7 protein-coding genes are annotated in these 8,765 nt (G+C 48.9%); 2 read left to right on the top strand and 5 right to left on the bottom strand.

Annotated elements, in window-relative coordinates; translation table 11 throughout:
• Positions 1–89 precede the first annotated feature (89 nt).
• Both IQ257_RS30630 and IQ257_RS03590 read right to left on the bottom strand, forming a co-directional pair.
• The gene (locus IQ257_RS30630; RefSeq protein ID WP_193932930.1) at positions 90–1,571 is read right to left on the bottom strand and encodes a M23 family metallopeptidase; all 1,482 of its coding nucleotides are present in this window, start codon (positions 1,569–1,571) and stop codon (positions 90–92) included.
• 98 nt (positions 1,572–1,669) lie between these two features.
• Positions 1,670–2,488 (bottom strand): biotin--[acetyl-CoA-carboxylase] ligase, encoded by an 819-nt coding sequence (locus IQ257_RS03590; protein WP_193872111.1) that lies wholly within the window; start codon positions 2,486–2,488, stop codon positions 1,670–1,672.
• A gap of 119 nt (positions 2,489–2,607) precedes the next feature.
• Here IQ257_RS03590 and pgeF point away from each other — a divergent pair, with 119 nt between their 5' ends.
• Both pgeF and IQ257_RS03580 read left to right on the top strand, forming a co-directional pair.
• Positions 2,608–3,390 carry a peptidoglycan editing factor PgeF gene (pgeF, locus tag IQ257_RS03585; RefSeq protein ID WP_193872143.1) on the top strand — a complete coding sequence of 261 codons (783 nt, stop codon included), beginning with the start codon at positions 2,608–2,610 and terminating at the stop codon, positions 3,388–3,390.
• A 475-nt stretch (positions 3,391–3,865) separates the two neighbouring features.
• Positions 3,866–4,648 (top strand): phosphoadenylyl-sulfate reductase, encoded by a 783-nt coding sequence (locus IQ257_RS03580; protein ID WP_193872109.1) that lies wholly within the window; start codon positions 3,866–3,868, stop codon positions 4,646–4,648.
• Positions 4,649–4,729: 81 nt separating this feature from the next.
• On the opposite strand, the gene IQ257_RS03575 is transcribed toward IQ257_RS03580, so the two are convergent.
• The 3 genes from IQ257_RS03575 to IQ257_RS03565 all read right to left on the bottom strand — a co-directional run bounded on the left by IQ257_RS03575 (position 4,730) and on the right by IQ257_RS03565 (position 8,538).
• Entirely contained in the window at positions 4,730–6,037 is a 1,308-nt protein-coding gene (locus IQ257_RS03575; RefSeq protein WP_193872107.1) for a J domain-containing protein, read from the bottom strand.
• 180 nt (positions 6,038–6,217) lie between these two features.
• The gene (locus IQ257_RS03570; RefSeq protein ID WP_228060392.1) at positions 6,218–7,144 is read right to left on the bottom strand and encodes a hypothetical protein; all 927 of its coding nucleotides are present in this window, start codon (positions 7,142–7,144) and stop codon (positions 6,218–6,220) included.
• Between the two features lie 104 nt (positions 7,145–7,248).
• Positions 7,249–8,538 carry a dihydrolipoamide acetyltransferase family protein gene (locus IQ257_RS03565; protein ID WP_193872141.1) on the bottom strand — a complete coding sequence of 430 codons (1,290 nt, stop codon included), beginning with the start codon at positions 8,536–8,538 and terminating at the stop codon, positions 7,249–7,251.
• Positions 8,539–8,765 lie beyond the last annotated feature (227 nt).

Raw genomic sequence — 8,765 nt, 5'->3', positions numbered from 1 at the left:
GGGCAGGGGTGCGGGGGAGAGGAGTAACACCTGAAAAATCTCCCTACTCCCTACTCCCTACTGTGACACTTCAGGTGTCAAACGTGGCTTCATGAGTCTGGTTGCGGCGTTGACTGGGCAACTTTGATGGTTTCAATGAACTGAGCTAGGGCATATTCCAAATGAGCACCAGCATCAACCGCTACCCAGCCGTCAGGGGTGAGGTGCCGCCATTCAAAGTGCAGGTGTGGACCGGTTGAAAAACCGGTACTGCCAACGCGCCCGATTACGCTGCCTTGATCTACCCAATCACCGGATTGCACAAAGATTTCGGAAAGGTGAGCATAGCGGCTTTCTTGGGTGTCATCTTCATGGCGTAGAATAACCGTCAGTCCATAGCCACCCAGGAAATTGGCAGTTGCCACCTGACCGGAAGCTGCGGCGAGGACTGGTGTACCTTCGGCTGCGCCCAGATCCGTACCGGCATGGAAACGGGAATCTCCTGTAATGGGATGGACTCGCCAGCCGAATAGGGATGTAATAGCAGCAGGAATTGCCAGAGGGAACATGAAGCTGGAGTCGCTGATTTTGGTACGTCCCATGGGTCGGGCGCTGAGATTGTAGTAAGTTAGAGCCTTTTGGGACGTTGACCGTTGAGCAGATGAAATAACCTGTTGGATGACTGGAACGCGACTAGCGTTCACCCGGATAGGACTTTTCACCGACGTGAGTACTGGACTAATTCCTTGAGAACTCCTTGGAGCTGGATTGAATTGAACTGGCTTACCATTGGCAACCGGAGGCATTCCGACTCCGGCAACGGTTGGGATTGGGAGTCGAGTTGCTCCCGCTAACTGCGGTTCTTTCTGCACACGCCCGGAACTGCCTGTTTGCTGGCTCGGTACTGAAACACCACAGACGCCGCTGGCAAGTCGTCCATTACGCGATACCGTTTGACAGCCCGTTGAACGTTCCGTAAGAACGACTGCCGCCGGTTTTTCAGAACTGGCAGTTGCGCCAACACTGTAGTTCGTGCGATCAATGTAGTTATTGGTCGGAGCTACAGGGGTTTGAGCGCTCTCCTGATTCTGACTGGGACTGAGGATTACTTTGGGAGGTGTTGCCACAGTCGCGGGGGCAGGAACCGATAGGTTAGGAGCAGGAAGCTTCGGTTTTTTGGGAGTGGGGGGGGCTGCTGCTTCTACGGCTGGGGCTGAAGGTTTGCGCACTGCTGCCGGTGCAGGGGGAGGAGCGTGAACGGGGGCTGGCGGTTTGATAGCTGAAACTGGTAGTGGAGCAGGCTTGTGGACTGGGGCGGCTGGCACAGCAATGGCTTCTGGCGCTGCTGGCTTGGGTGCAGCAGCAGGAGCAGGAGCTGGGGCTGGTTTGACAGAAGGAGCGACAGGGGCTGTTGCAGGTGCCACTCCTGTATCTATTGGTGTGTCTGTTTGTGCCACCACTAAACCACTACTCAGAACACCAAGACTGCTGATCAAACTCAGTCCCTGTCTGAGCCGGGGATGCCAATGGAAGACACTTAGAGCATTGTCATTGGTTGAGATTTCTTTTGTCCGTTCCGATTCACTACTCATCACTCACTCTCCGAATAGGTTAAAGTTAGTCGCTTGATCAGAAAAATCCAATCGCTCAATAAGATCGACTTGTTATCGATCTTTAACTCATTGAATTATTAAAAATAGTCCAGACTGATTGTACCGGGCTTCAGGTGAATTTCTGTTAGCCCAGAGGATGCGGGTACTTGCGTGTTCAATCCAACTCGCAGTTCACCCGTAGGGGTAATGCCGATTACCGTTCCGGGGGTTCCATCTACAATAACGCGACGCCCCCGACTGTGCAGTAGCTCCTGGTAGGACGAGAGCAAGGTTTCGGTGCCTTCCTCTGACCAGCACTGGTATCCGAATAGCAGTCCTTGTATGATGATGGCTGCCAGCATTTCTAAGGACGTTATCGCTGAAATTGACGGATGTTCCTCAAAAAATGATTGCAAATTTATACCAGACTCAGGCACGCTATTGCTCCAGTTAATACCGACACCGATGACGGCTTTGGTAATTTCACCCTGCTGCACGCGAGTTTCAGTCAGAATGCCCCCCAACTTGCGTCCCTCTAAGAGTAGGTCATTCAACCATTTAAGAAGGACAGGAATCCCGTAACTTTTCAAGGCTTTAGCGATCCCCCAAGCGCTACACAGGGTTAACTGGGTGCTATTCGACGCCGGGAGATTGGCAGTTAAAGCCAAGGATAAGTATAGCCCACCCTTGTCGGATTGCCATTTACGTCCCCACTGTCCTCGTCCGGCTGTCTGTTGCTCGGCAATGATGACAGTTGGAATGGTTGCACCTTGGTCGAGTAACTCCCACAAGGTTTGGTTAGTAGACGGTAGGGTTTCAAACAGGTTTAAAGAAAGTCCTGAGAGTTGTTCAGGGCAAGATAGCTGTTGGGTGACTTCTTGGAGTTCTCTCTCCAAATGTTGTCGATTTAAGACCACTAGTTGTACGCCATGCTACGTCAACGGCATTGCAGCGATTGGTAAAACGTTCTATATTCTACCGGAATCTTTGACGCTACCCTAGAGATGTTGTCTGCTCAACGATGAATTTAGGTTTGATGCATCACTGGCATTGGCACACCTGGGAAGGATTACCTTACTTAACCTGCAAACTTCTGCAAAATTGGAATCATGGCTTTTTTACGTCCGCATTTTTCCCCCGTCCGCCCGACCAAATTGTGGGTGCGCTTCAGCATGAGGCTCAAGTGTATCGGGTTCGGCAGGTACACGGTAATACAGTGGTGACGCCTTCTGAAATTGAAAGCCCGATGTCTCAACAGAAGCCAGAACGACCAGGGGCTGATGGTATTTTAACGGAGCAGTCCTACCAGGCAGTATGGGTTTGTACGGCTGATTGTACTCCTGTCTTGATTGGAGATGATAAGACGGGACAGGTAGCAGCAGTGCATGCAGGTTGGCGGGGGACTGCCTCTCGAATTGTGCCAAATGCGATCGCTCGATTGTTGGAAAAGGGGAGTTGTCTTGATGATTTGCGCATTGCTATGGGACCTGCAATCGCCGGTGAAGTTTATCAGGTTTCTGAAGCTGTAGCGGCTGAAGTTGCCGCGAGTGTCATCCCATCGGATAAAGCCGATACTCCTGAATCAATTCTGAATTTGTTGCAACAGATGGCAGATTCTCCCCTTCTGGAAGACCCACAACCGGGACGAGTGCGCTTGGATGTGCGGCGGGTGAATGCCTTACAGTTGGAGCAGTTGGGGATTCATTCAGAGCAAGTTGCGATCGCGCCGCACTGCACGTATCAGCAACCGGAGTATTTTTTTTCCTACCGCCGCAGTCAAGAGAAAAAAGTTCAGTGGTCGGGTATTGTGAGTTTTTAAACTGGCAGGTTATTGCAACTAGTGCAAGATGTCAGGGTTCTCACGTTGGCTAGAATACAAAGATTCTAGTTTGGAACAAGGGGGAACAAGGGCTTTTCGTGGGCTGAAGCTTGGATGGATGATCGAAATCGGCTTGCCTTTCCCAATTGACCATGGTAAAGTCCTATTTGGAAAATAATACAGTATCTCGACCAAATTACCGTAGATTTATCTTGTAAAATTGAATCAGAGCAAATTAGCTGTCTATCTCACCAACATCAAAAATTCTATTGTTGTGCAAGTTGGAGTTTTGGGCAAATCACAGGACAAGTCTCTGGTTAAACCTTTTCTGCTTCTTCTCCTTTGGTGGAGTAGAACCGTGTTGCGCCCGATCCCAATAGAACCAGAAAGTAAACAGCTTTGCCCTAACCCTTTTTCAGATAATCCCCATGCAACTGGGATAAGAGATTGGCAGTAAAAGTGAGAGTTGAATCAAATGGCAAGTGTAACATTAGAGACCTCCACACTGAATATTGATGCAGTGAATCGGCAGTTGGCTGACACCGACGCTCTCTCAATTGTTGAGTGGACGGCTAAAACCTTCGGCAATGGTCTGGTCATGAGTACCAGCTTCGGCATTCAGTCAGCACTGATGCTGCATTTAGTAACCCGCGTAGTTCCCGACATCCCAGTGATTTGGGTGGATACAGGTTACTTGCCGCCAAAGACCTACCGATTTGCCGAACAGTTGACCGCACGATTGAACCTCAATCTGAAGGTGTATCAGTCTCTCATTAGTCCAGCGCGAATGGAAGCCCTCTACGGCAGACTTTGGACACAGGATGATATTGAAGGGATGGTTGCTGAGGCTTCTCGAAGCATTGATCACTACAACCAAATGCGTAAAGTAGAACCAATGCACCGGGCGTTGCGGGAACTCCAAGCAACGGCGTGGCTGGCGGGTCTGCGGACAGAACAGACCAACCACCGCAAGACGTTGCGCAGGTTTGATATCCAGTCAGGAATTTACAAGGTGCTGCCAATTCTCCACTGGAGTACGCAAGATGTAGACGAATACTTTAAAGTACACAACCTGCCTTACCACCCCCTGCGGGAATTGGGCTATGCGACAGTGGGCGACTGGCATTCGAGCCGACCTGTTACTGCTGCTGACCAACACGAACGCGATACTCGTTTTGGGGGTATCAAACAAGAATGTGGCTTACACCTGCCGCAGACTCAAGGTGAAGCAGAAAGCCTCAATTCTAGTTCTCTTTGAGGTTAAGGGAATGGGGAATAGGGAATGGGGTTAAACTCTTGTTCCATTACTTCTAATTTCTGAATTCTGCTGTAAACCTGCCTACATTACTGTAAAAGCCCAGTAAGAAAACCAACCACTTACCAGCAGCATTATCGGCACTAATACTGCTGCCGTGGTTTCGGATAAATTGGCAATCTGAGTGCAACCACTGTAAAGGGTAAGAATCGTATAGCAACTGACAAAGACGGTAATAATTACCATAATCTGGATGCCCAAGGTGGTAGAGATACTGCTAGCGATAACCAGAAAACTCAACGGCATTAACACAGCACCTGCCAAGAAAATATCGCCAGCTATACTTCCCGAACTGCGCGTTATTGTACGAGTACTTGCACTGATCACTGTCAGTGTCAAAAACGGTACTATTCCCACAACAACTAATTTAATGATGGATACCTTAACTAAATTTTGCCAACTGAAATAAGCAGTGCAGACAAAGCAGAGATTAAAAATACCAGCAAATAATATCCCGACAACCACGGCTCGTTGCTTATCTAGACTGGCAAAAGCTGGCAGCAATCCTCCAGGAGGATTTAGTGCAAAAGATTGGAAGGTTTGGACTGTATTCCAAAGTACCGAAGTCACGATCGCGATCGCACGAATTGGGTAAGATGTCCCTAATCCCGACCAACTCTGGTTCAACGTTCTGAGGGTTTCTTTAGCCAACTCATAACCCGTTCGATCCCCTTGCTCGTTAAACAGTTCTGCGGCTTGTTGCAGATCCTCAACTGCCTGCTCATTGTCCTTCAAGTCTTTGTTCGCTAAACCCCGATAATAGTAAACTCGGGCACGATCTGGTGCTTGAGCGATCGCTTGTGTGTAAGCTTCAATTGCAGCTTGCGTATACCCCAGTCGGTAACGGGCTCTCCCCTGGTAATAGTAGGCTCGGGCATAGTTAGGATCAATTCTCAATGCCTGATTGCAGTCTTGGAGCGCCCCTCGCGCATTTCCTAGTTTGTACCGCGATACACCCCGCTCCACATAGGCTTCAACAAAATCAGGATTGAGTTCAATGGCTCGGTTGCAATTCTCAATTGCCGCCTGATACTCTTTATTCAAAGCTTTAGAAACTGCCTGAGTGTAGATATCTTTAGCTGTCAGTCCGACGGGTTCAGACAGATTGCGATCGCTATCAAAGCCTTGGTCGTACTGACTGCGTTGCACTGGGTCAGAGAGAACGTGATACGCTTGGCAAATGGCTTTAAATCTCTCGCCTGCGGCTGGGTTTTCTGGATGCAAGTCTGGGTGGTACTGGCGGGCAAGGCGACGATACGCTTTTTTTAAGTCTTGAGGAGTTACTTCTGGCGGGACTTCCAGAATTTCGTAGTAGTTGCGAGAATCCTGCATTGGCATTGTAAGGAAAGGAAAAATTCTAATACAAGAGTGTCACAACCTTTGGACTATCGGCAAAAGCGATCACAAATATCTAAAAATCCCACCAAACCCTTACACTGAGACTAGTGCAGCCACTTATTTTCCTATTGCAGCCCTTGTCAGAGACTTACTTACTAACCCCAAACGATTGGTTCAGCATAACGCTACTTTAGGATTGCTATATATTAAGTGAGATACATTTACTTTTCTTCTCCACTCCCTACTCCCTACTCCCCAAATTGACGATCCCATATTTTCATCATCTGTACCCAAAAAGATACCACCGGCTGCACCAGGTACGAGTTCAATGGCTTCTACCTTGTGATAATTTAGACGATAAAGGGGAACTAAAGAAAAGTTTTGGCGAAATTGGAAGCGATCGCTCTGTTGGGTAAATGCGCCAGCAACGTACACAGCCGATTGAAATGGTCCATCATCACCGTTATCGGTTACGGCAGTAATGTAAACCACTCCAGCCGAATCTACCTTCAAGTCGGAAATATGGCGAACATTGCCAATCGGGAATGGGACTCTTAGAGGAGTTGAACCCTGTGGAGAAATTTGGTAAGTCTTTGAGTTCAACCATCCCCAGTAAAGAATTCCCGGTTCTTCATTCGCCCCTCGATGCCCCCAAACTGCCAGTAATTTGCCGTTAATTTGTTGCAGGGCAAACCCTTCTAGATTGTTATCTTCGGGGACACCAGGTAACTGAAAAACATTGAGTACTGAAATATCCTGACTATCAGGATTTAGCCGGATACAATAGATTTTCCCTGAACTCGTTGATGCCATAAAAACGGTTTCTCGTGCGCCTGGAACAGTCGTTAGGGCTTCTAAATCGACGGGTAACTCTCTGTTCCTTGACCAGTTTAAGGGCAAGTACTGAGGCGCATCTGTATCTGTCACCTTGATGATGGCGATACGCCCTTCACTAGGCTTTTTGTTGTCATGGACGATAAGAAACCGATAGGCATCATCTTGTTGTTCTACCAGAGCCATGCCACTGATACCAAACGTGATACCACCGCGCACAGGCTGCCAATGTTGGGCTTGAATTGGTTGAGCTATCGGGAAAAGCATCACGATACCCCATGCCAGCAGGGTTAGGAGACTGAGACGGAATGTAGGGCGACGTTTTCTCCTGACACGCCGCCTAATTTTATGTCTTGAAAACCAGTCCTTTATCAAAGTGTTAGAGATTGGATTTCCGTTTCAATCAACTTCGCTAAATCTTGTAGGAACGCTGCTGCATCTGCACCGTAGATAATTCGATGGTCACACGTCATATTAACCTGCATCTGACGCCGCACTCCCATCATGCCGTTATCAGTTGCAACCACTTGCGGACGCGCTGCCCCAACTGCCAAAATTGCCCCCTGTCCCGGTGGCAAGATAGCGTCAAAGCGATCAACCCCAAACATTCCCAAATTGGATATTGTAAAGGTGCCTGAATTGTATTCCTCTGGCTGCAACTGCTTGAGCCTAGAGCGTTCTACTAAGGCTTTCCAATTGCGAGACAAGGAATAAATATCGACTTCATCCGCCTTTTGCAACACGGGTGTTATCAGTCCACCATCTGCCATTGCCACGGCTACGGCAACATTAACACCACTGTGATATTGAATGCCTCCTTCTGCATAGCTAGCATTCACTGCCGGATGTTTTTTCAGGGTGAGGGCTACTGCCTTAGCTAGCAGTGCTGTCATCGTCACACCTTTGGATTTGATTTGCTTGTATAACTTATCTAGCTCATCCGTGGTGATAGTGTAACCAACCCGGAAGGTAGGCACTTGGAGGCTGGCAACCATACTCCGGACAACCGCATTTTGTAGGGTATTGAATGGTACGACTTCACCCACAGGCACTGCTACAGGAGCCCCTGGAGTCGCTGCGGGTTGGGCAGTCGGAGTGGGAGTGGGTTGCTTAGGTGGTGCTGCTGTCGTGGCTGCGGGTGTCGGGGCTTTTCCAGCAGCCGCTTCCACATCTTCAGCGACAATGCGCCCATGGGGTCCACTCCCAGTCAGTGTACCCAACTCGACCTTTAATTCTTTTGCTAACTTCTTAGCGCGAGGTGAGGCAATTAAGCGCCCATTGCGGCGACTAGGAGTATCTTGGGGTGGGGCTGGGGCAGCCGTGACGGGTTCAGGTGTCGGTGCCGCTGCTTTTTGAGGACTCGCCGCTTCTGATGTTGAACTCAATTGAGTCCCTTGTTGCTGTGCTGCCTCGATTTCGTCTTGAGTTTCTGCCAATAGTGCAATTGCAGCACCCACAGGCGCAGATTGACCCGCTGGCACCGTAATGACTGCCAGATAGCCTTCATAAAACGACTCTACATCCATGTCCGCTTTATCTGACTCAACCACCACTACGGTTTCACCTTTTTCAACCCTGTCGCCAGGGGATTTCACCCAAGAAACAATCTTGCCTTCGGTCATGGTGGAGCTGAGGGCGGGCATGAAAACTTCGTGGATCATGAGGCGGTATTCCGAACTAACTGGACGTGAGTGAGATGGAAACAACGTTTGCCAGATCGCATTGTAGCTTGAGGAATGACCTTGCAACTGCCTAAATTCTAAATTCAAACAATCTCTTTAGTTAATAAAAGTAACAAGTGTCGCAAATACTATTGACAAAAAAGCAATCAGCTACAATGAGAGAGTTAAGCGCCATCCGTGTTCTGTTTGCAAAAAGCCCCACTCCC

Source organism: Coleofasciculus sp. LEGE 07092, assembly GCF_015207375.1.
In the GTDB taxonomy this organism is placed as follows: Bacteria; Cyanobacteriota; Cyanobacteriia; order Cyanobacteriales; family Coleofasciculaceae; genus LEGE-07092.
The sequence above is the reverse complement of the archived record's forward strand: the minus strand, read 5'-3'. Positions and strand labels throughout refer to the sequence as shown.

Coding starts and splice junctions, on each gene's coding strand:
- IQ257_RS03565 (WP_193872141.1), bottom strand. CDS start 8,538: ATGATCCACGAAGTTTTCATGCCCGCCCTCAGCTCCACCATGACCGAA.
- pgeF (WP_193872143.1), top strand. CDS start 2,608: ATGCATCACTGGCATTGGCACACCTGGGAAGGATTACCTTACTTAACC.
- IQ257_RS30630 (WP_193932930.1), bottom strand. CDS start 1,571: ATGAGTAGTGAATCGGAACGGACAAAAGAAATCTCAACCAATGACAAT.
- IQ257_RS03570 (WP_228060392.1), bottom strand. CDS start 7,144: ATGCTTTTCCCGATAGCTCAACCAATTCAAGCCCAACATTGGCAGCCT.
- IQ257_RS03575 (WP_193872107.1), bottom strand. CDS start 6,037: ATGCAGGATTCTCGCAACTACTACGAAATTCTGGAAGTCCCGCCAGAA.
- IQ257_RS03580 (WP_193872109.1), top strand. CDS start 3,866: ATGGCAAGTGTAACATTAGAGACCTCCACACTGAATATTGATGCAGTG.